The sequence below is a fragment of the Microbacterium sp. NPDC058269 genome (assembly GCF_042881445.1).
In the GTDB taxonomy this organism is placed as follows: domain Bacteria; phylum Actinomycetota; class Actinomycetes; order Actinomycetales; family Microbacteriaceae; genus Microbacterium.
The window spans coordinates 165,362-188,097 of record NZ_JBHVXT010000003.1 but is presented as its reverse complement, the minus strand read 5'-3'; the positions used below and the strand labels follow the sequence as shown (position 1 = coordinate 188,097).

Sequence of the window (22,736 nt, the reverse complement as noted above, 5' to 3'; positions counted from 1 at the left end):
ACCGTCAGGGTCAGCGCCGGGCGAGGTGGATAGCCGCACGGATGCTGGCCCTGGCGTCCTTACGACGGCCCGCTGCATCCTGGACCACGCCCAGACGGTAGCGCGCACGCCAGTCATCGGCGGCCGCATCCGCTTCTGCCACATACCGCGCGATGAGCGGATCGGCATCGGCGCGGGCGATCCGTCCGCTGGGCGTCAACTCGGTCTCGACCGGCGGCATCCCGCCTTCCGCATCGAGAAGGCGTCCCAGCCGGTCGGCCCCGAAACCGAACATCATCTCGCGGATGAGAGCCCAGGCACCGATCGGCGCCAGGACGAGAAGTGTGATCCCCATGCCGATCGACACGGGCGTGCCGACCGAGATGAACATCACGGCGAGCCAGATCGCGACCGCGAGGTAGACCAGCAGCGCCGCGGCCATCAGCGCGACGCCGATACGCGACATCACGACCGGATGCCGATATCGATCATGTGCTCGAGACCGATGAACACGCCTGTCGCGTTCAGTGCGAACGGCACGGAGAGTCGGATCCCCGGAGCGTAGGCGAGCGCCGAGTCGACCGTGTCGTGTGTGAAGGTGAGCGACTCGCCGGGACCGGAAAGGATGACATCCTGCTTGGCGACGACGCCGGGACGCCGCAGCGAATGGATGGGCACGCTGCCGACCTGCTGCCCGCGGGCGCGCTGATCGGCGTGCGGCGCACTGACCGGGCCCTGCTCCGCGCGAGCGGCAGCGATCAACTCCGCGGTACGAACGGCGGTGCCGCTCGGGGAATCGATCTTGGTCTCGCGGTGCGCCTCGATGATCTCCGCCGATCCGAAGAAGGGCGCAGCGGCTGCCGCCAAGGCGGACCCGAGGACCGACCCCAGCGAGAAGTTGGGGATGAACACCGCACCCGTGCCGGCGGCCTCGACGAGGGGACGCACGAGGGCGATCCGCTCGGCGGACCAACCCGAGGTCGCGACCAGCACATTGATGCCGCGCTCGACCGCGGCGCGGACGACCTCGATGCTCACCTGCGGCGTCGATGCGTCGACCACCAGGTCGGCGCCGTCGAGTTCGGAGAGATCGCTGGAGGAAGTCAGCACACGGCTGACCTCGAAGCCCTCGAGATCATCGATCACCGCACCGATGATCGTGCCGAGCTTCCCGGTTCCGCCGACGAGTGCTACCTGCGTGGTCATGCGTCCAGTCTATTTCGCGGGCGACGGAGTCCGGCCGGGGGCGCGCGGGGCCGACACGCAGTCGTCCGCTGCGAGCGGTCGACTCAGACCAGGAGAGCGTCGGGGATACCCGTTCGCAGTTCCACGGGAAGGTGACCGGTGTCGTTGTGGGTGAGCAGCGTCCACGGCCGCCCCTGCTTCTGCGCGATCACCGTCAGGCCGCAGTGCGACTGGTTGAGAGTCATCCACCGCCACTCCGGTGCGGCGAGGACTTCACGGACGAACCAGGAGATCACGAAGTTGTGCGTGATGAGCACCTCGTGCACGTCACCGGTCTTGCGCACAAGGAACTCGTTCACAGCGTCGGACATCTGCGCCCGGCCGGCTTCGATCTCGGCCTCGGTGACGGAACCGAAGAACGGCTCGAACACGGAGGGCGTCTCCTCGGTCATCCCGGTGGGCACGCAGTCGAAGAGCAGTGCGGTCGGCTCCGGGTCGACCGACGGCAGACGGGCCGCGATCGCACGAGCCGTCTCGTTCGCACGCAGCAGCGGCGAGTGCCAGACGGCATCGAGAGGAAGCCCGGACAGGCGATCGGCGATCAGCTCAGCCTGACGCTGCCCCCTCGGCGAGAGGGGCCCGTCGGCGAGACCGTGCTCGGCATCCTGATGTTCACCGTGTCTGACCAGATATATGTAATGCGTCACAAATCGCTCGCTTCATCGCCAGCATCCGCCGGACCTCCCTTCCACCCTATGTCACGGGCGGAAGGATGCTCAGTTTCCCGCCCGGGTGAGGTCGGAGACCTGACTGCGCGAAAGGGAGACCCCGGCTCCCTGCATGAGCTCATCGACGTGATCGCTCGCGAACGCGTTCACGATGGGGGCGGCGATCGTGCGTTGGGCGAGCAGCCACGCCACGGAGACCGCCGCGACCGGAGCGCTCACCTCCTCGGCGACTTGATCGAGTGCGCGCAGGATCTTGATCCCCCGGCGGTTCAGATGCCCGCGCAGCTGCTCGCCCCGCACGCCCCGTGAGGTGAGCGCCTTACTGCGGTGGCGACCGGAGAGGAACCCGTGCTCGAGCGCGTGCGACGGAGTGACGGCGAGGTTCTGCGCGCCGGCCACGAGTCGGAGGTCGCCTTCGAAGGGCTGCCGGCGGATGAGGTTGTACGGTGCGTCGATCACCTGGATGCGCGGGTAACCCGCCGAAGCGAGGATCCGGGCTTCGACGAGTCGTTCCGGCGCGAAGCCGAACGCGCCGATCGCGCCGATCTTGCCGGCCTCCGTCATCCATTCGACGGTCGCCAACGTGTCTTCGAGGTTGGTGGTCGCGTCGAGAGTGGCGTCGAGGTAGAGCACATCGATGCGGTCGATGCCGAGCCGCGTCAAAGAACCCTCCACCGCACGGACGAGGTTGACCGAGCCGAGGCCGGGGTTGTCGGCGTGTGCACCGATACGGACGCTCACGAGGCTGCGTTCACGCTGACCGCGCGAACGCAGCCACTGTCCGATGATGTGCTCGCTGCGCCCGCCGGAGAAGCCGTCGGCGGTGTGGATCGCGTTTCCACCGAACTCCACGTAGCGATCGAGGATGCCATGGCTGGTTTCGAGATCGACGTTCCAGCCGAACTCCGCGGCCCCCAGCATCAGAGGGAAAGTCTCGAAGCCGGTCTCGCCGAGGGCGACACGGATGGTCTCTCCTATGCCGGGCCCGACGATCGGGATGGGAGCGGAGGGATGCTCGGCAGCGCCCTGCTGGGCGCGCTCTTCCGACGCTCCTGCGCCTACGCTGAACAACCGCATACTCTCTCACCCCCGCGTCGATCGGTGCGTGCCGACCTGCGTACCTGCTGGATCTGCACCCCCCGGTGCGTACTTCGAGGGTAAGCGAATTCGCCGAACGTCCTGACCAATCCAGGGAACGGCGCGGAAACGCCTGATAACGATTTGGTCACACAGCGGTACGACAGAACCCGGGCCCCTTCTGACCGAAGAGACCCGGGTTCCGGTTCGAACCTTGCGCTTACTCCGCGGCGGCGTCCTCTGCAGGAGCAGCTTCCGCAGCCGGAGCGTCGTCGAGGACGGGCTCGAGCGAGAGCTTGCCGCGGTCGTCGATCTTCGTGATCTTCACGAGGATCTTCTGGCCGACCGAGAGCACGTCGTCGACGTTCTCGACCCGCTTGCCACCGGCGAGCTTGCGCACCTCGGTGACGTGCAGGAGGCCGTCCTTGCCCGGGAGCAGCGAGACGAACGCACCGAAGGTGGCGATCTTCACGACGGTGCCGAGGAACTGCTCCCCGACCTCCGGGTTGGTGGGGTTGGCGATCGCGTTGACCTGGGCACGGGCGGCCTCGGCCGAGGGGCCGTCGGTCGCGCCGATGTAGACGGTGCCGTCCTCCTCGATGGAGATCTGCGCACCGGTCTCGTCCTGGATCGCGTTGATCGTCTTGCCCTTCGGGCCGATCAGCTCGCCGATCTTGTCGACGGGGATCTGCACGCTGATGACGCGAGGCGCGGTAGGCGCCATCTCGTCCGGAGCGTCGATCGCCGCGTTCAGGACGTTGAGGATCGTCAGACGTGCGTCGCGGGCCTGCGTCAGCGCACCCGCGAGAACCTGCGTCGGGATGCCATCGAGCTTGGTGTCCAGCTGGATGGCCGTGACGAACTCGCTGGTTCCGGCGACCTTGAAGTCCATGTCTCCGAGAGCGTCTTCCGCACCCAGGATGTCGGTCAGCGCCGCGTAGCGGGTCTCACCGTTGACCTCATCGGACACGAGCCCCATGGCGATGCCGGCGACGGGAGCGCGCAGCGGCACACCCGCGTTCAGCAGCGACAGGGTCGACGCGCAGACGGAACCCATCGAGGTGGAGCCGTTGGAGCTGAGCGCCTCGGACACCTGACGGATCGCGTACGGGAACTCCTCGCGGCTCGGCAGCACCGGCACGAGAGCGCGCTCGGCGAGGAAGCCGTGCCCGATCTCGCGACGCTTCGGCGAACCCACGCGGCCGGTCTCACCGGTCGAGTAGGGCGGGAAGTTGTAGTGGTGCATGTAGCGCTTGCTCGTCACGGGCGACAGCGAGTCGATCTGCTGCTCCATCTTGAGCATGTTCAGCGTGGTGACGCCCAGGATCTGGGTCTCACCGCGCTGGAAGATCGCGGAGCCGTGCACGCGCGGGATGACCTGCACCTCGGCGTCGAGCGGACGGATGTCCGCCAGGCCACGGCCGTCGATGCGGGCACCCTCGGTGAGGATGCGTCCACGGACGATCTTCTTCGTGACCGACTTGTACGCGGCGGAGAATTCCAGCGGGGCCGCGGCCGGGAGCGAACCCGCCTCGGTGGCCTCGATGAGCTCGGCCTTGACGCGATCCTTGATCGCGTCGTCAGCGGTCTGACGCTCGACCTTGTCGGCGATCTGGTAGACATCGCTGAGCTCGGCGAAAGCGCGCTCGGAGACGAAGCTGTAGACCTCGTCGCTGTACGCGGGGAAGACCGGGTAGACGCCCGGCTCCTTCGACGCGGTCGCCGCGAGCTCGGCCTGAGCCTTGACGAGCTGAGCGATGAACGGCTTCGAGGCCTCGAGGCCCTGAGCGACGATCTCTTCGTTCGGCTTGGTGGCGCCGGCCTTGATGAGGTTCCAGCTGCCCTCGGTGGCTTCGGCCTCGACCATCATGATGGCGACGTCTTCCGTGCCATCGGCCTTGGTGACGACGCGACCGGCGACGATCAGGTCGAACACAGCCTCGGAGACCTGCTCAGCGGTCGGGAACGCGACCCACTGGTCAGCGTGGTCACCCTGGCCGGGGATGAACGCGAGGCGCACACCGGCGACGGGACCGGAGAACGGCAGACCCGAGATCTGAGTCGACGCGGATGCGGCGTTGATCGCGAGAGCATCGTAGAACTCGCCCGGAGCGATCGACATCACGGTGATGACGACCTGGACCTCGTTGCGCAGACCGTCGACGAACGACGGACGCAGCGGGCGGTCGATCAGACGGCAGACGAGGATCGCCTCGGTGGAGGGACGACCCTCACGACGGAAGAACGAGCCGGGGATCTTGCCAGCGGCGTAGGAGCGCTCCTCGACGTCGACCGTCAGCGGGAAGAAGTCGAAGCCCTCGCGCGGGTGCTTGCCTGCGCTGGTGGCCGAGAGGAGCATGGTCTCGCCGTCGAGGTACGCGGCGACTGCGCCCTGAGCCTGCTGCGCGAGGCGGCCGGTCTCGAAGCGGATGGTGCGGGTGCCGAAGCGGCCGTTGTCGAGAACGGCCTCGGTGGCGGTGATTTCAGGACCTTCCAAGAGGTCTCTCCTTCTTTGTTTAGACTCGCGAATCCATGTGACGCGCGAGCGTGTTCAAAGGAGCGGAACGGAAGGGTTCGGGCGCGCGGGCATTCCCGCGAATGTCGCCTGCGCTGGCCACCAGTAGAAAGCCACCCGACATCTCCTGCCGAGGAACCCACCACAGGGGACCAGCTTCTCCGCCGCTCGCTCCATGAGTCGATATGAAATTGTGCGGTTGACACACGTCAACCTCATCCACCCTACCAGCGAGGACCTCGAATCCTGCGTGTCGTCGCGCATCGCGGATCCGACATCGTACGGTCACAACCCGTTCACCGTGCGGATGCCGAGGCGAGAGGGGCATCCGGTGTGGTGGACTCCATGCGCTTGTCAGTGATCGGCTGCGGGTACCTCGGTGCCGTTCACGCCGCCGCCATGGCCTCGATCGGACACGACGTCGTCGGGATCGACGTCGACGAGCAGAAGGTCGCTTCGCTCGCGTCCGGCTCCGCGCCGTTCTTCGAGCCGGGACTCTCGGAGCTCCTCGCCGAAGGCCTGGGCTCGGGGCGGCTCCGCTTCAGCGAGCAGATGGCCGATGCCGAGGGGGCCGACGTGCATTTCCTCGCGGTCGGTACGCCGCAGACACCCGGCGGCCACGCCGCGGATCTGCGTTACGTCGACGCCGCCGTCGACGGACTGCTCCCCCACCTGCGCGCCGGAGACGTGGTGGCGGGCAAGTCGACCGTGCCCGTCGGCACCGCGGCGGGGTTGGCGGGGCGCATCGCCGATACGGGCGCGACACTGGTCTGGAACCCGGAGTTCCTGCGCGAGGGCTGGGCCGTGCACGACACCCTCACACCGGACCGTCTCGTGGTCGGTGCCGAGTCGGACGCCGCAGGTGAACGCGCCGTCGGCGTACTTCGAGAGGTGTATGCACCGGCGGTCGAAGGGGGAACGCCGTTCCTCGTCACGGACCTCGCGACGGCCGAACTCGTCAAGGGCGCGGCGAATGCTTTCCTCGCCACCAAGATCTCGTTCATCAACGCCATGGCGGAGATCGCGGAGGCCTCCGGAGCCGATGTCGCTCTGCTCGCCGACGCACTCGGCCACGACACCCGGATCGGTCGACGCTACCTCGGAGCGGGCATCGGCTTCGGCGGCGGATGCCTCCCGAAGGACATCAGGGCGTTCGCGGCACGCGCAGAGGAGTTGGGGCGCGGTGAAGCAGTCGGCTTCCTGCGGGAGGTCGATACGATCAACCTCCGTCGTCGCGATCGAGCGGTGCAGCTCGTGGTCGACGCACTGGGCGGGCTGGTGTTCGGCCGTCGGATCGCCGTGCTGGGGGCCGCGTTCAAACCCTTCAGCGACGACATCCGCGACTCCCCGGCTCTCGATGTGGCCGTGCGGCTGCGGGGGCTGGGCGCGGACGTCGTCGTGACCGACCCCGCCGCGATCGACAATGCGGCCGCTGCACACCCGCAGCTGGGCTACGCCCGTGAACGCGATGAGGCTCTGCGGGAAGCCGATGCGGTCGTCGTCGTCACAGAGTGGGACGAGTACCGACGCGACCTCTCGCCGGAGCATGCCGGAGCTCTCGTCCGAGGACGAATCATCATCGACGGCCGGAACTGCCTCGACTCCGCGGACTGGCGCGCCGCCGGCTGGCAGTATCACGGCATGGGGCGGCGCTGACCGCTTCACCCGTGCGAGGCCTCAGCTGACGACTGCAGCTCGCGGCGTGGACGATCGACCCAGGTAGACGTAGTCGTCGTGCTTCGCGACCCTGCCGTCTCCGGCAGCCCGTCCGTGCAGACGGCGCCAGACCCAGGGCAGCGCGTGCCGCCGCCACCACACGCCGACGCCGAGGGGCTCGTGCTCGTGCATCGCGGCATCCAGCACTCCGAGCGCGTCGGCATCCGGAACCCCGAGCATCTCACCCGCTCGGTATGCGAGGAAGCGGTGACCCCGACTGCTCAGGTGCACGAGGTCTTCCCCCCAGTTGGGGCGCTCGGCCAGCGTGGGGTGCAGATCCGTGTCGATCAGGATGGCTCCGGTACGGGCTGCGATGCCTGTCAACGCGGTGGCGAAGGCGGAGAACCTCCGGGTGTAGATGGAGGCCGCACGTCGACCGGGGAGGAAGGGCGTCACCAGGAGCACGTCGGCACCGATCCCCCGCAGCCGCTGCACCGTGCCTTCGAGTTCCACGGCGAGAGCGGCGACATCGACGCGGCGCTTCACGAGGTCGTTGGCGCCGATCAGGATCGACACGAGGTCGGGGCGAAGCTCGAGTGCTCTGGCCAGTTGGAGTCCGGCGACGTCGTGCACACGCTTGGATCGGACCGCCAGGTTCGCGTAGTGCAGACCTCCCCTCGCGGCGAGCAGCAGTGCGAGGCGGTCAGCCCACCCTCGCAGCGAACCGTCAGGGGCCGGGTCGCAGAGTCCTTCGGTGAGCGAGTCGCCGAGGGCCACGTAGCGGCTCCAGTGACGGGCGACGACCGGTGCCGGCCACTCGGGCCGCACGACGCGGCGAGCGCGAACCCCGGCGTCGGCTGTGTGCAGCATCCGTGCCTCGACGAAGTGGTCGAGGAGTTGATCGCACACGCTCTCCCAGCTGCGTTCCTGCACGGCTTCGCGGCCCGCCTCGCCGAACGCGCGTCGCTTTCGTGCGTCTCCGGCCAGGTCGGCCACGCGCATGCGGAGGTCGTCGAGGTCTCCCGGCCGGTACAGCCACCCGTCGATCCCCATCCGGACGAGGTCGAGCGGACCGCCGCGACCCGTGGCGACGACGGGGATGCCGCTCGCGTGGGCTTCCTGCAGGGTCTGCCCGAAGGTCTCGCTCTCACCCGGGTGCACGAACAGATCGAACGACGCCATCGCGGCAGCCAGCGCCTCGCCGTCGAGGTGGCCGAGGAACAGCGCGTCAGGAAGCATGCTCTCCAGGCGCGCTCTACTGGGTCCGTCGCCGACGATCACCAGTCGCGTCCCGGGGATGCCGCGGAGCGCGGCGAGGTCTTCGACCTGCTTCTCGGGAGCGAGGCGTCCGACATAGCCGATGACGACGTCAGCATCCCAGGTGGACCGTAGCGCGCTCTCTCGCCGGGCGGGCTGGAAGCGTTCGGCATCGACGCCTCTCCCCCAGCGCCGCACGCGATCGACGCCGAGCGCGGCGAGCTGCCGGGCTGAATCCGCCGAGGGAGCCAGGGTCACCGTCGCACGTCGGTGCAGGCGGGCGATGTGGGTCTGGGCGAGACCCGTGGTCGCAGCGATCCGGTAGCGCTCCGTGTAGGCCGCAACGTCGGTCTGGTAGGCGGCGACCGCGGGCAGTTTCAGGTGCTCGGCTGCGAGCACTCCCCGCCATCCGAGCGCGAACGGGGAGGCGAGGTGCACGACGTCGGGCTGGAAGCGCGCGAGGGAGGCGGCGACGCGGCGAGCGCTCGACGTGCCCACCCTCACGTGACGGTAGCCCGGGAGGGCGAGGCTGGGAATGGCTTCGATCGGTGCTCCACTGATCTCGGTCGGGGCGCCGACAGCGGCGGGGGCGACCACGTGCGCCTCGTGCCCCCGCCGTTCGAGGTGCCGCAGGATCTGCAGCACCGAGCCGGTGACGCCGTTCATGTGCGGAAGGAAGGATTCCGTGACGATCGCTACTCTCACAGCCCCAGGATGACGGGCCTCGGGAACACCGTTCGCCGCAGACGCCCCTCTGCACCAGATGTTCACCGGATGCTGGATAACGGGTCACCGGCTATCCGGTCTTTGGTTCCCCTTCACCCGTTGCGGGCACAGTGGGCGACGTGCCGACGGATCTGCTGACCGCATCGCTTGCCAGCCCGTGGAGTCTGGCGGTCATGAGCCTGTTGATCGTCGGCGACGCCTTCTTCGTGGTGGTGCCGGGTGAGGTCGCGGTGACCGCGCTCGGAGCCATCGCAGCGACGACGGGCTCCCCGCCGCTCTGGGCCGTGGTCGTCTGTGCGGCCGTGGCCGCGACCATCGGAGACGCGTGCTGCTATCTGATCGGGCGGTCCGTGGGCACCGAGCGCTGGCGGTGGATGAGGACGCCACGTGTGCAGCAGGCTCTGACGTGGGCCCGACACCGGTTGGACCGCGGAATGGCGACCGTGCTGTTCACTGCCCGGTTCGTACCGTTCGCGCGCCTCGCGATCAACCTGGTCGCCGGAGCCTCGCGGGTCCCCCTTCCCCGCTACCTCGCTCTCGTGGCTCTGGCCGCGACCGGGTGGGCGCTCTACCAGGCGGCGGTGGGTGCGGCCGTCGCGGCGATCCTTCCCGGTGGGCCTCTCGTCGCCGTGCCGGTGTCGATCGTGCTCGCGATCGGGCTCGGGGTGCTGATCGATCTGTGTGTGCGGCACACCGGAGGGTGACCCGCCAGACCGCGTGCTCTAGGCTCGGGGCATGAGCACCGAAGAAGGCGCCTCCTCGTCTGAGGAGATGAAGCGCAAGTTCAAGGAAGCGCTCGAGAAGAAGAACGCGCACCACCGGCAGGGCGAGGCACACCTCGACGGCGACTCCGCCGTGCACAGTGCGAACGCCCCGCAGACCCGGCGCGAGTTCCGACGCAAGAGCGGTTGACCGCGCGGATGCGGGAGCCGGCTCGGCCGGGCTCCCGCATCCCTCACTCTCTGGTCGTGTGCGACTGCCCCTCAGGCGCGATCGGCACGAAGCCGGGCCCGCTCCTCCTTCGCCGCCATCTCGGTGACCGCCGCCTCACGCAGCTCCTGCATGTCCGCGCCCTTCGGAGCGTCCACGTGGCCGTGCGCGTCGACGCCGTCGAGCAGCGACTCGTCGAACGGAACCTCGCCGCTGAGCACCTGCCGCACGCGGTCGCGGTCGATCTGCTTCGTCCAGGTGCCGATCAGGAGCGTCGCCACCGCGTTGCCGGTGAAGTTGGTGAGCGCTCGCCCCTCCGACATGAAGCGGTCGATGCCCACGATCACGCCGACACCGTCCACCAGATCGGGACGATAGGCCTGGAGTCCACCGGCGAGGGTGGCAAGCCCTGCGCCGGTGACCCCTGCTGCTCCCTTGCTCGCGATGATCATGAACACCAGCAGGCCGATCTGCTCACCGATCGTCATCGGCTGCCCCATGCCCGTGGCGATGAACAGGGAGGCCATGGTCAGGTAGATCGCCGTGCCGTCGAGGTTGAACGAGTATCCGGTGGGAACGGTGATTCCCACGACAGGCTTGGAGACACCGACGAACTCCATCTTCGCGATCAGCCGAGGCAGAGCCGACTCCGACGACGACGTGCCGACGATGAGCAGGTACTCCCTGGCGAGATACTTCATGAGGGAGAAGATGTTCACCCGGGTCACCGACCACAGCAGCACCCCGAGGATCACGACGATGAAGAGGACGCAGGTGATGTAGAACGCGACCATCAGTGTTCCGAGGCTCCAGATCGCCGCGACACCGGTTTTCCCCACCACGGCGGCGATGGCTCCGAACGCTCCGAGCGGAGCCAGCCACAGGATCATCCCGAGGATGCGGAAGACCAGCTTCTGGAGCTGTTTGACCGCCTCCATGATCGGGGCGCCGCGATCACCGAGGCCCTGCAGAGCGAACCCGACGAGCAGAGCGATGAACAGCACCTGCAGCACGCTCTCCCCGGTGAACGCCGAGAAGAACGTCGTCGGGATGATGCCGAGGATGAACTCCTGCGTGGTCTTCGCCTCCGCCTCGACCGCGTCATAGGTCGACGAGGCCATGTCGAGTCCGGCGCCGGGGTGGATGATGTTGCCGACGACGAGGCCGATCGCGAGCGCGAAGGTCGACATGACCATGAAGTACAGCAGCGCCAGTCCACCGATCTTGCCGACGGTGGCTGCCTTGGCGATCGATCCCACCCCGACGACGATCGTGCAGAAGATGATCGGCGCGATCATCATCTTGATCAGCGCGACGAACCCTTTGCCCAGCGGCTCGAATGCCTGGCCGACCTCCGGCCACACGAGACCGACGACCGCACCCAGCACGACGGCCAGGAGTACGGACACGTACAGCCAGGTGTGCCGGTCCCACGATTGCTTGCCTCGCCGCCAATTGAACTTCGGCAGTGAGAATCCTGTTGTGAGCGCCATCGCGTCCTCCTCGATCATCGACGTCTTCGTCCGGGGTGGCAGCTGCTTCGCCGCCGATCAGAGTTCACGGTCCCCGACTTCACGCATCGAGGCGACTTGTGGTCGTATTGGTCACGGCACCTGACCATCGACGATCGGAGGGAGCGATGGCGCACGCCTTCCACACCCGCAGCACCGCCTCGCGCGTCTTCCTGGTGCTGCTCGTCGCAGCCGTCGTGATCGGCGCCCTCGTGGCGTTCTTCCTCGTCGCCGAAGCGCAACGATCCATCCGCGCGGAGGCGGAACGGGTGACGGCGGCCACCGCAGTCTCCTTCGCTTCGTCCCCTCTCGTCATCGACGGCCTGCGCTCGATCGACCAGAACGCGGCCACCCAGGTCCTCGAGCCCTACTCTCTGACGGTGATCGCCGGCGCGGGGCTCGACTTCATCACGGTCATGACCTCGGACGGCACGCGGATCACCCACCCCGACACCGACCAGATCGGCGGGATATACCTCGGCACCATCCCTCCGTCACCGCAGACGCTGACGGAGGAGTTCACCGGGACCCTCGGCCCCTCCGTGCGGACGATCGCTCCGGTGATCGCATCGGACGGGGACTTGCTCGGATGGGTCGCCGCCGGTGTGACGACCGAGTCCATCAGCGACACCCTGATCCGGCGACTACCCCTCACGCTCGGCATCACGATCGGCCTCGTCGTCCTCGGCGCCGGCGGCGCGGTCATCGCCCGACGTGTGACCCGCCGCATCGCCGGCGATCTGCCGCCAGGCCAGGTGCGGGACGCCGTGTCGTCCTATGAGTCGATCCGCACCCTGGGTGAGGCCCTGCGCGCGCAGACCCACGAGCACGGGAACCGCATGCACGCCGCGGTCGCCTTGCTCGAACTCGGCCGCCGCGACGAGGCGATCGAGATCCTCACGGAGACATCACGACAGAGCCAGTCGCTCGTCGACCAGGTGACCGCGCGGCGTCACGGTGATCCCGCCGTCGGCGCGCTCCTCCTCGGCAAGGCCTCGCAGGCCAAGGAACGCGGCATCGACTGGCGGGTGCACATCGAGCCCGACACGCCCCGCACTCCTCTGTCGACGGTGGACGCCGTCTCGGTGCTCGGCAACCTCGTGGACAACGCCATGGACGCCGCGGCCGAGTCGGACGACCGCTGGATACAGGTCTCGCTGCGCGCGCACGAAGGCGCCGGAATCGTGCTGGAGGTCTCGGACAGCGGCCCCGGAATACCGCCCGCCGTGCGCGAGCGGATGTTCGACCAGGGCTACTCCACGAAACCCGCCGACGGGCAGGGGCGCGGCATCGGCCTGGCGCTCGTGCGTTCCGTGGTGACCGGAGCGGGCGGCTCGGTGACGGTGCGCGAGGCCCCGACCACGTTCCGGGTCGTCCTTCCCGCGGCGGGACCACGGAGGTCGCAGCCATGATCCGCACACTCATCGTCGACGACGACGCTCTGACGCTCGAACTCCACCGCGACTACGTGGCACGTCTCGACGGGTTCGAGATCGCCGGCGAGTGCACGGGTGCCCGTGCTGCCATGACCGCCGTGCTCGATCGTCCACGAGCCTTCGACCTCGTCCTGCTCGACATCACGATGCCGGACGGCTCCGGCATCGATGTGCTCCGGGCACTTCGTGGTCGCTCCGCTGCGGTGGACGTGATCGCCATCACCGGTGTTCGCGACGCCGAATCCGTGCGGCAGATGGCGGCTCTCGGCGTGTTCCAGTACCTCGTCAAGCCGTTTCCGTTCGCCGTGTTCCGCGAACGGATGGAGCAGTACCGCACCTACCGGGAGCAGGCGCGGACCACCGATGGCGAAGCCACGCAGGCGGAGATCGACGCCTTGCTCGGTCGTTCCACCGGCACGATCCAGCTTCCCAAGGGGCTCTCGGCGGCCTCACTCGACAGAGTGACCTCGGAACTGCGCACTGACGGGCCGCTGTCGGCGAGCGAGGCGGCGGAACGACTGGGAATGTCGCGGGTCTCGGTGCGCCGCTACCTGGAGCACCTGGTCGCCGAAGGCGTGCTCACGCGTTCAGCGCGGTACGGGACCCGCGGACGACCGGAGACCGAGTACGACTGGAAGCGGCGACTCGGGCCCGAGGCCTGACCGTCAGCGCGGCAGACGTCCGTCGTGCAGAACCGCGTCAGGGTCGAACCGCGCACGCAGATCACGAAGCCGGTCGACCTCGTCGACCGAACCACAGCGTTCGAGCGTCTGGCCCGGCTCGAGGAAGGTCGCGACGGTCTGCAACGCCTCGTTCGGTGCCAGCAGTTCCCGGAACGCGGCGAGACTCGCCTCTCCCGGTACAGTCGGCACGCCCGGAATGACCGGCACGAGAGCGTGCAGAAGCCACCCCACGGATTCCAAGGAGGCGAAGCCCGGTCGTCGCGGTGCGTCGAGCGCACCACCGAGCATGCGGATGTCGATCCCCATGATGGGCCACTGCTCCGGCCGTTCACGGAACTCGAGGAGTGCGTCGATGGTCGCGTCGTCAAGCTCGCTCAGGGCTATCGACGCCCCGCTACCGGGCGTCGGATCCGTCGGCTCGTTCGATGCGGCGGCGAGGGCAGCGGGTGAGGTCGGTCCGGTGATGTCGCTGCGCACCTCGCCCGCCCGGCGGATCGAGTCGACCAGCTCCTCCTCCGGCCCGTCCGTCGACAGGGCCTGGACGGTGAGGAAGCTGCGTCCCCTGATCTGCTCGGGGAGCTGCGGCGCATCCGGCATCCGCATCGAGTTCAGGAAGACGTTCAGCGTCGGCGGCGCGGTGACCGCGAGGTCGCGGACGGCACGGACGACCGCCGGCGCGTCCGCGATGTCGAAGGTGAGATTCGCGCCCCAGACGGCGGGGGCCCGCACGAGTTCGATCTCGAGTGACGTCACGATGCCCACGAGGCCGCCGGCCCCTCGCAGCGCCCACATCAGGTCGCTGTCGGTGTCGTCGTCGACGCGCTCGTGCGTGCCGTCCGTGCGCAGCACCCACGCCGCACGCAGATTGTCGGAGCCGAGACCCGCTGTGCGACTGAACCACGAGTGGCCGCCGCCCAGTGTGTACCCGGCGACGCTCACGACCGGGCTGGTCCCGGCCGGGGCAACCCATCCGGTGCCTTCCAACGCTTCGACGACCGCACCCCAGCGCACCCCGGCCCCGACCCGAGCGGTGCCGCTCCCCCGGTCGATCGACAGATCGTCGAACGCGCTCATGCGCACCAGTACGGCGCCGGCCAGGGAGCTGGAAGCGCCGTGGCCGCTGGGTTGTATCGCGAGCCGCACCCCCGACTCCCGTGCCGCGGTCAACAGGGCGCGGAGGTCGTCGACGTCGGCAGGCGTGGCGACCGCATCCGGACGCTGCTCGATCGCCAGATTCCACGGCTGTCGTGCCGCTTCGTAGCCGGTGTCATCGGGAAGCAGGAGGGTGCCGGTGAGACGTTTCTGGAGTGCGACGACCGCGGGGTGAGTGGGCATGACGCCACCGTACGACATCCCTCGGACATCGTCGATGGCGTCATGCGCAGCTCACTCGCCCGCGAGACCGCCGAGCATGTGGCCGAAGGAACGTCCCTCGCCCAGGTAGGTCGCCGGGTCGTACGGATCGACCACGGCGGCCGCCTCGCGCCGGGCGATCGCCTCCGCGAGCTCCTTGGCGCCCTTCTCCACGCGCTTGGCGAGCGGAGCGACGTCGTCTCCCGAGCCGCCCCAGTCGCTCGAGGCCGCGAACACACCTGTCGACACGGGCTCCGCGTGCAGATAAGCGAAGAGCGGACGGATCGCGTAATCGATCGCGAGCGAGTGCCGCGCGGTGCCGGCATTCGCGCCGATCAGCACGGGCGTGCCGGTCAGGGCATCGGGGTCGAGCACGTCGATGAACGACTTGAACAGACCCGAGTAGCTCGTCGAGAAGATCGGCGTCACGGCGATCAGCGCGTCGGCGGAGACCACCGTGTTGATCGCGGTCTCGAGCGCAGGCGGGGCGAACCCGGTCAGCAGGTTGTTCGTGATGTCGTGTGCGTAGTCCCGCAGTTCGATCACGTCGACGCTGGCCTCGATGTCGTGTGCGGCGAGCGCCTTGACGGTCTCCGCCGCGAGTCGGTCCGCGAGCATCCGCGTGGACGAAGGATTCGACAGGCCGGCCGAGACGACGGCGATGCGACGCATCGTCATGTCACGCCTCCTTCCGGCCGAGCCCGAACGCCGCACCCGCAGGTGCCGGGCTGTCCTGGTACGGCGAGTCGCCGGTCAGGTTGTCGCCACGGTTCGCACCGGGGCGCGCCTGACGGGTCGGTCCGTCCCCGAACTCGGCCTTGACCCGCGCGGCGTGGGTCGGGGCGTCCGACACGGCGGCCGGGCGGTCCTTCGCGAGCTCCTTGCGGAGCACCGGAACCACCTCGGATCCGAGGATGTCGAGCTGCTCCAGCACCGTCTTCAGCGGCAGACCCGCGTGGTCGATGAGGAACAGCTGACGCTGGTAGTCGCCGTAATGCTCGCGCATACCGGCGTAGCGATCGATGACCTGCTGCGGTGAACCCACCGTCAGGGGCGTCATCTCGGTGAAGTCCTCCATGCTCGGACCATGACCGTACACCGGCGCATTGTCGAAGTACGGCCGGAACTGGTTCACCGCGTCCTGCGAGTTCGCCGCCATGAACACCTGACCGCCGAGGCCGACGATCGCCTGCTCGCGCGTGCCGTGCCCGTAGTGCTCGAAGCGCTGACGGTACAGCTCGATGAGCCGCTGGTAGTGCTCCTTGGGCCAGAAGATGTTGTTCGCGAAGAATCCGTCGCCGTAGTAGGCCGCCTGCTCGGCGATCTCGGGCGTGCGGATGGAGCCGTGCCAGACGAACGGCGCGATGCCGTCGAGCGGACGCGGGGTCGAGGTGAAGCCCTGCAGCGGGGTGCGGAACTTTCCTTCCCAGTCGACGACGTCTTCACGCCACAGCTTGTGCAGCAGCGCGTAGTTCTCGATCGCGAGGGGCAGCCCCTGGCGGATGTCCTGACCGAACCACGGGTACACCGGTCCGGTGTTGCCGCGACCGAGCATGAGGTCCATGCGCCCGTCGGACACGTGCTGGAGCATCGCGTACTCCTCGGCGATGCGCACCGGGTCGTTCGTGGTGATGAGCGTCGTCGACGTGGAGACGATCAGGCGCTCGGTCTGCGCGGCCAGCGCCGCGAGGAAGGTCGTGGGGCTGGAGGACCAGAACGGCGGGTTGTGGTGCTCGCCGATGGCGAAGACGTCGAGGCCGACCTCTTCTGCGTGCACGGCGATCGCCGTCGTCGCCTTGATGCGCTCCTGCTCGCTGGGGGTGATCCCCGTGGTGGGATCGCGGGTGATGTCGCTGACCGACATGATGCCGAACTGCATCGCCTGCGCGCCTGACTGCTCGCTCATGATTGCTCCGTGTCTCCGAACCGGATGACTCGCATCCGTTTCTATTCATTTGAATGTATATGTGTCAACGCGCTCACCGCAACTTTATTCCCGGCCTGTAGCCTCGAACGATGAGCAGTGCCGGTGCCGACATCTCAGGGCCCACCACAGGATCGGTTCCCCGCAAGCGGAGGCGCGTGCCGTTCTGGGACAACGCACGATACGTCTGCATCGTGCTCGTCGTGCTCGGCCACGCGATTCAGCGACTCATCTACGACTCCGACATCGCCTTCGCCTTCTACCTGGCCCTGTACGCGTTCCACATGCCGGCGTTCGCGATCATCTCCGGCTACTTCTCGAAGTCGGGCTCGCCCACCAAGACCCAGATGGCCCGGGTGATCACGGACATCATCCTCCCCTACGTGATCTTCGAGACGCTGTGGACCCTCACCAAGTGGCTGGTCGAAGGTCAGGCCGACCCGAACATCACGCAGCCGAGTTGGACACTGTGGTTCCTGCTCGCCCTCGGCATCTTCCGGCTCGTGCTCCCCTACCTCGCCCTGCTGCGCTGGCCCTTGCTGTGGACCGTCGCGATCTCGGTCGGCGTGGGTTACCTGCCGAACGTGGACAGCACGTTCTCGCTCTCGCGCACCCTGGGGCTGCTGCCGTTCTTCACCCTGGGCTGGTGGCTGCGCGAGCATGACGTCGTCGATCGGTTCCGGCTCCTCGACTTCCGCCCGTGGTGGCTGCGCGCCGGAGCCGTCGCGATCTTCGCGGGCGTCGGCTGGGCCGCGTGGAACTGGCTTCCCGTGTGGCAGGCGACCGATCTGCGCCACTGGCTCTTCTACGAAGACTCCTACGCCGACCTCGGTGGCGAGCAGTGGTGGGCCGGCGGCACCCGCGTCGTCCTGATGCTGCTCGCCGTCGTGCTCAGCGCCGCGTTCTTCGCCCTCATCCCGCGGGGCGCGCATTGGTGGACGACGTTCGGCCAGTACACGATGTACGTGTTCCTGCTGCACTCGTTCGTCCTGTACCCGTTCCGGGAGAGCGGAATCCTGCGCGATCTGGAGCCGACGTGGATCTGGTTGCCGCTCGTGACCGTCCTGTCGGTGCTGGTCGCCCTCGCCCTCGCCACGAAGCCGATCAGACGGGTGTTCCGGCCGCTGGTCGAACCCCGACCTGGCTGGCTGTTCGCCGATCCGACGCTGGCCTCCAAAGAGGGCCGCCGGAACGACCCGACAGGGTCTCGGCGTCCGCGCTAGAGGCAGACGATAGCCTCGGGAGGGTGACCCGAGCGCAGACCGTCCGAGACCGCATCGTCGATCAGGTGGAGACGTCGGGGTTCGTCGCCCACGGCCTGCATGTGCGCGTGGCGTCCGACACGGCGGAGCACCGGTGGACCGAAGACGTGCGCGAGGACATCCATTCCGTCGCGAAGGGCGTATGCGTTCTGGCCGCGGGGATGGCAGCAGACGAGGGCGCGGTGTCGCTCGACGAACCCGTGTCGACGTATCTTCCCGACTTCCAGCTCGGAGACGGCGCCGACGAGGTGACTCTGCGGCATCTGCTCACGATGACGAGCGGCATCGATCTGCCGTGGTCCGAGACTCTGATGACCGACTGGCCCGACCTCGCCCGAGAGTTCCTGCGACGCCCGTCGAGTGGACGGACCTTCCAGTATTCGAACGCGAGCACATACACCGCGATGACCGCGCTGGCCGCACGTGTCGGCGACATCGGCGACTACCTCGCACCCCGTCTGTTCGGCCCGCTCGGCATCGACGACGTGGAGTGGGAGCGTAGCCCCCAGGGGCGCATCGCGGCCGGAGGCGGCCTCTCTCTGCGCACCGAAGAGCTCGCCCGGCTCGGACTCCTGATCAGAGATCGCGGGGTGTGGAAGGACCGACGGGTGATCACTTCCGGGTGGGTCGATGCGATGCATACGAATTGGGTCGTCGCCGGGGAGAGCCCCACCTATGACCGCTACGCGCTCGCGGGCTGGGGCGGACCTGGACCTGCGTGGCGCCTGCACGGCGCTCACGGTCAGCTGCTCATATTCCTCGACGATGCCGTGGTCACGATCACCGCCGACGACCACTTCGGCGCCGACGACGTCGCCACCTTCGCCGTCGAGACGCTCATCGCCGCCCGCGAGTCCTGACGGGTCAGGCGAACAGCGCGGCTCCCACATAGGATCCGGGCTTCGCCCCCGCCGGCACCGCCCAGATGCCTGAGCCGACGTGTCGGATGTACTCGTTCATCAGGTCGGTCGACAGCCGACGCTGCAGCGAGATGAACTGCGCAGGGTCGCGCTGGTACGACAGGAAGAAGAGTCCGGCGTCGAGGCGTCCGAGGGCGTTGTTCCCGTCGACGTAGTTGTACCCGCGGCGGAGGATGCGGATGCCGTCGTTCTGCTCGGGATGGGCGAGACTCACGTGGCTGTTCTCATCGATCTTCTTGCCGTGGAAGTCCGGTGCCGTGAACTCGTCTCCGCCGGAGAGCGGCGCCCCCTCCCCCTTGTCGCGGCCGATGATCGTGTCCTGCTCCGACAGCCGCACGCGATCCCAGGTCTCGATCAGCATCGCGATCTTCCTGGCCACGAGATACGACCCTCCGCTCAGCCAGACCGGCTCATCCGTCGCGGACACCCACACATGGTCACGGAGAGCCTCCGTGTCGTCGGCCAGGATGTTCGCGGTGCCGTCCTTGAACCCGAAGAGGTTGCGCGGCGTCGCCTGCGCCGCCGTGGTGCGCGACGTCTTGCCGAATCCGAGCTGCGACCAGCGCAGACGCGCCCGTCCGAAAGCGATGCGGCTGAGGTTGCGGATGGCATGAACCGCGACCTGCGGGTCGTCGGCGCAGGCCTGGATGCACAGATCGCCGTGGGAGGTCTGCGGATCGAGGTCGTCGCCGAGGAAGGCCGGCAGGCGTTCCAGCCCTGCGGGCCGCTGCGCGGCGATGCCGTAGCGGTCGCCGTCCTCGTTCTCGAAGAGTCCCGGCCCGAAGCCGAACGTGATCGTGAGGCCGGCGGCGGGGAGACCCAAGGCCTCTCCCGTATCGTCCGGTGGCGCCTCCGCCGGCCCGCCGACGGCGCCGGTGGCGCTGACTTCGAGGCCCTGAACCATGCGCGAGGCCGCATACGACCAGTCCTGCAGCAGCGAGATCAGGTCTTCCCGATCGGTGCGCGGCATCATGTCGAAACTGGCGAAGTGCAGATGATCCTGTACCGGCGTGGTGATGCCCGCCTGATGCTCTCCGAAGAACTCGTATGCGGAGTGCGCGTCCTCGGCCGCCCGTGCGCGCCCGAGGGCCACGCCGCCGGCGAGGCCCGCCCCCGTCCCGACGGCGAGTCCCGCGACGCCCCCGCCGATGGCCAGTCCGAGGAGGCCGCGCCTGCTCAAACCGGCAGGAGCGGATGCCCCGCCCGTCGATGGTTCGTCGGGTAAGGCATCCGCTTCTGGTTCGTTCACGTCCGTGATGGTATCGGGTCAGTGCAGCACGAGGCTGATCAGTCGAGCACCGTGCTGGTGAGCTGCGACAGCGGCTCGGCCAGGGCGTTGATCAAGTCGGTGAACTCCCGCTTGTCGGCCTCGGTGAGCTCGGAGTAGCCCACGAACCCGCCGGCCAGCGAGCCGTGCGCGGCGAGAGACTGCTCGAGTGCCGTGTAGCCCGACTCGATCTCGGCGACCAGAGCCTTGCCGTCGTCTCCCTGCGCGACGGCGAAGTCCTGCACGAGCGAGAACGCCATCTTCGACCCCTCGACGTTCGCGGCGAAGTCGTAGAGGTCGGTGCCCGACCACCAGTCCTCCTCGCCGGAGATCTTGCCGGTTGCGACCTCGTCGAGCAGCGCGATCGCTCCGTTGGAGATGCCGCCGATGCCCTGGTCGTCGAGCGCGGTGGTGAAGTCGTCGGAGTGCACGTAGTCGTAGAGCTCCTGCACGTCGGCGAGCAGGAGGTCGCCGTAGTCGGCGCGCTCCTCCGGCGTCGAGGGCGCCCAGTCCTGCCAGGCCGGGCTCTCGCCGTCGGCGTTCAGCGCGTCCTGAGCCGGGACCCACAGGTCCTTCTCGATGCGATGGAAGCCCGTCCAATCCAGCCCCTCGGCCACGGCGTCGACCTCGCGGTAGTCGATGCGCGGGTCGAGGTCGCCCAGTGCCTCGGCCACAGGCTCGATGCGCTCGTAGAACGCGCGGGTCTGAGGGAAGAGCGTGCGCGCGGTCGCGTCATCACCCGACTCGTAGGCGGCGACGAAGTCCTCGACCGCGGGCACGAGCTGTCCTACCTGGTCCTTCACGAACGCACCGTAGAGGTCGACGGCCTTCTGCTTCTGCTCAGCGTCGGGGCCATCGACCTCGACACGATCTCCGGTGACGGTGAACGCCGTCTTGCCGACGCCATCGCCGATCATGCCCGGCTTGCAGAGCGTGAAGTAGTCGCCCGGCTGTGCGACCACGGTGAGCGTGCGCGATGCAGCGGGCGCGATGTTCTCGACCTCGCCGACGATGCGTAGTCCGTCGTCGGCCAGCAGATAGAACTCGGAGACCTGGTCGGTGTCGTTCTTGACGTTGAATGTCAGGGTCCCGCTCTTCGCGGTCGCCGCGGAGACCGTGCAGTCGCTGTCGGTCGACGAGACATCGAAGGCCGCAGCGGCCTGGGCGTCGCTCTTCGCGACACAGCCGCTCAGGACGAGGGCGGCGGCACCTGCCGCGGCCAGCGCCCCCAGAAGACGGTGCGAGGTGGTCATGCTGCTCCTTGTGGTGAGAGAGAGGGGGAATCAGGAGAGGGTTCCGTCTGGCCACGTGGCTTCGACGGACGCCTCGAACGGAGACCGCGGACGTAGAGCCATCCGACGATCGACATGTAGAGCGCCCAGGCGACCACCTGCAGCCAGGTCATCGCGGGCATGAATCCGATGGTCGCCTGCAGGATCGAGGCCAGGGGCCCGCCCGGGGCGATCGTCGTCGAGACGTCGAACGCCCAGCCGAAGGGAAAGGCGGCCCACCCCACGGCCACGCTGCCGGTCACGGAGTCGATGGGCGCCAGCGCCGTGAACGGCCCGGGAAGGGCCCCCGCCTCTTGCAGGTCCATCAACGCGTAGGCGAGGACGCCGGCTGCGACGATCACGAGGAACCCGCCCGTCCAGGCGAAGAAACGGCGCAGGTCGAGACGCAGCGCGCCCCGCGAGATCAGCCAGCCGACGATCACGGCCACGATGAGTCCGAGCAGAGCGCCCAGGAGTGCTGACGGCGCATCGCCGAACGACTGCACCATCGACCACAGCAGCAGCGTCGTCTCGATACCCTCACGGGCGACGGAGACGAAGCCGATGGCGATGAGCGCCCACAGCCCGCCCGCGGTGAGAGCGCGATCGATACCGCCCTCCAGCGTCGCCTTCATCGTGCGGCCGGCCCGCTGCATCCAGAAGATCATCCAGGTGACCATCGCCACCGCGAGCAGCGACAGCCCGCCGCCGATCAGCTCCTGGGCCTGGAACGTGAGCTCGTAGGCGCCGAAGGTGAGCACCGCGCCGATGCCGAGCGCCAGGGCGATCGCGAGGCCGACACCCGCCCACATCTTCGGAAGAGCGTCCTGCCGTCCGAGGCGGCGGAGGTAGGCGACGAGGATGCCCACGACGAGTGCGGCTTCGAGCCCCTCGCGGAGACCGATGAGAAAAGTGGCGAGCACGGAAGAACACTCTCTGGCGATGACTGAGGTAAGGCAGCCCTTACCGAAGGAGACTTTAGCACCGTGATCGACGCGCTCCGAACATGCGGGTCGGAAGTAATGGAGCGCAACACAAGATCCCCCCTTTTGCCGT

At 68.2% G+C, this 22,736-nt stretch carries 20 protein-coding genes; 7 read left to right on the top strand and 13 right to left on the bottom strand.

The features are described 5' to 3' along the window. Window positions 1-10: 10 nt before the first annotated feature. The 5 genes from ACFVWL_RS14485 to ACFVWL_RS14465 form a co-directional block, all read right to left on the bottom strand. Window positions 11-445: a hypothetical protein gene (locus ACFVWL_RS14485; RefSeq protein ID WP_387184089.1), complete on the bottom strand. Its 435-nt coding sequence runs from the start codon at window positions 443-445 to the stop codon at window positions 11-13. Beyond that, window positions 445-1,185 (bottom strand): 4-hydroxy-tetrahydrodipicolinate reductase, encoded by a 741-nt coding sequence (gene dapB, locus ACFVWL_RS14480; protein ID WP_387184086.1) that lies wholly within the window; start codon window positions 1,183-1,185, stop codon window positions 445-447. Before dapB ends, ACFVWL_RS14485 begins: the two co-directional genes overlap by 1 nt. Before the next feature lie 83 nt (window positions 1,186-1,268). Then, complete coding sequence (locus ACFVWL_RS14475) at window positions 1,269-1,871, bottom strand: histidine phosphatase family protein (RefSeq protein WP_028502818.1); 603 nt, start codon at window positions 1,869-1,871, stop codon at window positions 1,269-1,271. A gap of 69 nt (window positions 1,872-1,940) precedes the next feature. Then, window positions 1,941-2,969 carry an aldo/keto reductase gene (locus ACFVWL_RS14470; RefSeq protein ID WP_387184083.1) on the bottom strand — a complete coding sequence of 343 codons (1,029 nt, stop codon included), beginning with the start codon at window positions 2,967-2,969 and terminating at the stop codon, window positions 1,941-1,943. Between the two features lie 220 nt (window positions 2,970-3,189). After that, window positions 3,190-5,466, bottom strand: a complete 2,277-nt coding sequence (locus ACFVWL_RS14465) for a polyribonucleotide nucleotidyltransferase (protein ID WP_387184080.1) — start codon at window positions 5,464-5,466, stop codon at window positions 3,190-3,192. Between the two features lie 363 nt (window positions 5,467-5,829). Between ACFVWL_RS14465 and ACFVWL_RS14460 the strand changes: the two genes are divergently transcribed. After that, window positions 5,830-7,140, top strand: a complete 1,311-nt coding sequence (locus ACFVWL_RS14460; RefSeq protein WP_387184077.1) for a UDP-glucose dehydrogenase family protein — start codon at window positions 5,830-5,832, stop codon at window positions 7,138-7,140. A 21-nt stretch (window positions 7,141-7,161) separates the two neighbouring features. Here the strand turns inward: ACFVWL_RS14460 and ACFVWL_RS14455 are convergent, their stop codons facing one another. After that, window positions 7,162-9,102 (bottom strand): GDSL-type esterase/lipase family protein, encoded by a 1,941-nt coding sequence (locus ACFVWL_RS14455; RefSeq protein ID WP_387184074.1) that lies wholly within the window; start codon window positions 9,100-9,102, stop codon window positions 7,162-7,164. Window positions 9,103-9,242: 140 nt separating this feature from the next. Here ACFVWL_RS14455 and ACFVWL_RS14450 point away from each other — a divergent pair, with 140 nt between their 5' ends. Together ACFVWL_RS14450 and ACFVWL_RS14445 are read left to right on the top strand one after the other, a co-directional pair. Continuing rightward, the gene (locus ACFVWL_RS14450) at window positions 9,243-9,827 is read left to right on the top strand and encodes a DedA family protein (RefSeq protein ID WP_387184071.1); all 585 of its coding nucleotides are present in this window, start codon (window positions 9,243-9,245) and stop codon (window positions 9,825-9,827) included. Between the two features lie 31 nt (window positions 9,828-9,858). Next, window positions 9,859-10,035: a DUF5302 domain-containing protein gene (locus tag ACFVWL_RS14445; RefSeq protein WP_017830923.1), complete on the top strand. Its 177-nt coding sequence runs from the start codon at window positions 9,859-9,861 to the stop codon at window positions 10,033-10,035. Window positions 10,036-10,106: 71 nt separating this feature from the next. Here ACFVWL_RS14445 and ACFVWL_RS14440 read toward each other — a convergent pair whose 3' ends face one another. After that, window positions 10,107-11,546 carry a cation:dicarboxylate symporter family transporter gene (locus ACFVWL_RS14440; protein ID WP_387184068.1) on the bottom strand — a complete coding sequence of 480 codons (1,440 nt, stop codon included), beginning with the start codon at window positions 11,544-11,546 and terminating at the stop codon, window positions 10,107-10,109. 146 nt (window positions 11,547-11,692) lie between these two features. On the opposite strand from ACFVWL_RS14440, the gene ACFVWL_RS14435 reads away from it, so the two are divergent. Both ACFVWL_RS14435 and ACFVWL_RS14430 read left to right on the top strand, forming a co-directional pair. Beyond that, complete coding sequence (locus ACFVWL_RS14435) at window positions 11,693-12,976, top strand: ATP-binding protein (protein ID WP_387184066.1); 1,284 nt, start codon at window positions 11,693-11,695, stop codon at window positions 12,974-12,976. Continuing rightward, window positions 12,973-13,662 carry a response regulator gene (locus tag ACFVWL_RS14430; RefSeq protein ID WP_387184064.1) on the top strand — a complete coding sequence of 230 codons (690 nt, stop codon included), beginning with the start codon at window positions 12,973-12,975 and terminating at the stop codon, window positions 13,660-13,662. The genes ACFVWL_RS14435 and ACFVWL_RS14430 overlap by 4 nt, the downstream gene beginning before the upstream one ends. Before the next feature lie 3 nt (window positions 13,663-13,665). Here ACFVWL_RS14430 and ACFVWL_RS14425 read toward each other — a convergent pair whose 3' ends face one another. From ACFVWL_RS14425 to ACFVWL_RS14415, 3 genes are read right to left on the bottom strand one after another with little or no spacing between them, the layout of a single operon-like run. Continuing rightward, window positions 13,666-15,018, bottom strand: a complete 1,353-nt coding sequence (locus tag ACFVWL_RS14425) for an FAD-binding oxidoreductase (RefSeq protein WP_387184061.1) — start codon at window positions 15,016-15,018, stop codon at window positions 13,666-13,668. A gap of 51 nt (window positions 15,019-15,069) precedes the next feature. Continuing rightward, on the bottom strand, window positions 15,070-15,714 hold the full coding sequence (locus ACFVWL_RS14420; RefSeq protein WP_387184058.1) for an FMN reductase: 645 nt from the start codon (window positions 15,712-15,714) through the stop codon (window positions 15,070-15,072). A 1-nt stretch (window position 15,715) separates the two neighbouring features. Continuing rightward, a complete protein-coding gene (locus tag ACFVWL_RS14415) occupies window positions 15,716-16,942 on the bottom strand; it encodes an LLM class flavin-dependent oxidoreductase (RefSeq protein WP_387184055.1) in 1,227 nt (408 codons plus the stop codon). Between the two features lie 110 nt (window positions 16,943-17,052). Between ACFVWL_RS14415 and ACFVWL_RS14410 the strand changes: the two genes are divergently transcribed. After that, window positions 17,053-18,183 carry an acyltransferase family protein gene (locus ACFVWL_RS14410; RefSeq protein WP_387184053.1) on the top strand — a complete coding sequence of 377 codons (1,131 nt, stop codon included), beginning with the start codon at window positions 17,053-17,055 and terminating at the stop codon, window positions 18,181-18,183. Between the two features lie 23 nt (window positions 18,184-18,206). After that, window positions 18,207-19,082, top strand: a complete 876-nt coding sequence (locus ACFVWL_RS14405; protein ID WP_387184050.1) for a serine hydrolase domain-containing protein — start codon at window positions 18,207-18,209, stop codon at window positions 19,080-19,082. Between the two features lie 4 nt (window positions 19,083-19,086). Here ACFVWL_RS14405 and efeB read toward each other — a convergent pair whose 3' ends face one another. The 3 genes from efeB to efeU are packed head-to-tail and all read right to left on the bottom strand — an operon-like array spanning window position 19,087 to window position 22,603. Further along, window positions 19,087-20,391: an iron uptake transporter deferrochelatase/peroxidase subunit gene (efeB, locus tag ACFVWL_RS14400; protein WP_387184048.1), complete on the bottom strand. Its 1,305-nt coding sequence runs from the start codon at window positions 20,389-20,391 to the stop codon at window positions 19,087-19,089. 38 nt (window positions 20,392-20,429) lie between these two features. Next, window positions 20,430-21,662 (bottom strand): iron uptake system protein EfeO, encoded by a 1,233-nt coding sequence (efeO, locus tag ACFVWL_RS14395; RefSeq protein ID WP_387184046.1) that lies wholly within the window; start codon window positions 21,660-21,662, stop codon window positions 20,430-20,432. Then, window positions 21,659-22,603, bottom strand: coding sequence for an iron uptake transporter permease EfeU (efeU, locus tag ACFVWL_RS14390; RefSeq protein ID WP_387184043.1), 945 nt, complete (start codon window positions 22,601-22,603; stop codon window positions 21,659-21,661). The genes efeO and efeU overlap by 4 nt, the downstream gene beginning before the upstream one ends. Between the last annotated feature and the right edge of the window lie 133 nt (window positions 22,604-22,736).